This is a genomic window from Corynebacterium sp. HMSC078A10 (assembly GCF_001811565.1).
Classification (GTDB): Bacteria; Actinomycetota; Actinomycetes; order Mycobacteriales; family Mycobacteriaceae; genus Corynebacterium; species Corynebacterium hesseae.
The window spans coordinates 1-394 of record NZ_KV805199.1 but is presented as its reverse complement, the minus strand read 5'-3'; the positions used below and the strand labels follow the sequence as shown (position 1 = coordinate 394).

Here is a 394-nt window from a genome sequence, read left to right as displayed (position 1 = left end):
ACCGGGTCACCCGCTGGATCTTGCAGCGCCTTGCTATTGACCGGATGAGTGTGTCAGCCACCGCCAAAGCACTCGGTGTGGGCTGGGACCTGGTCAACCAAGTCGCGCTGGATGCCTGCCGCCAGCTTGTCTACGGCGATCCATGTCACCTAGACGGGGTTCGCATTCTTGGAGTCGATGAACACGTATGGAAACACACCAGAAAACCAGGCCAGGCATCAAACCTGGTGACCATACTTGTTGACCTCACCCCGCTGGTGGACGGGCGTGGGCCTGCTCGTTTGTTAGACATGCGACCGGGCAGGTCCGCAGATGTGCTCAGCGGGTGGCTTAAGGAACGCGACCCCAGCTTCCGGGAGCAGATACAGGTGGTGACAATGGATGGGTTCACCGG

General features: G+C 59.9%; 1 protein-coding gene. It reads left to right on the top strand.

The window, feature by feature from the left end:
* On the top strand, positions 1-394 hold a 394-nt coding region (locus HMPREF2808_RS05690), incomplete at both ends, for a transposase (RefSeq protein WP_141752582.1).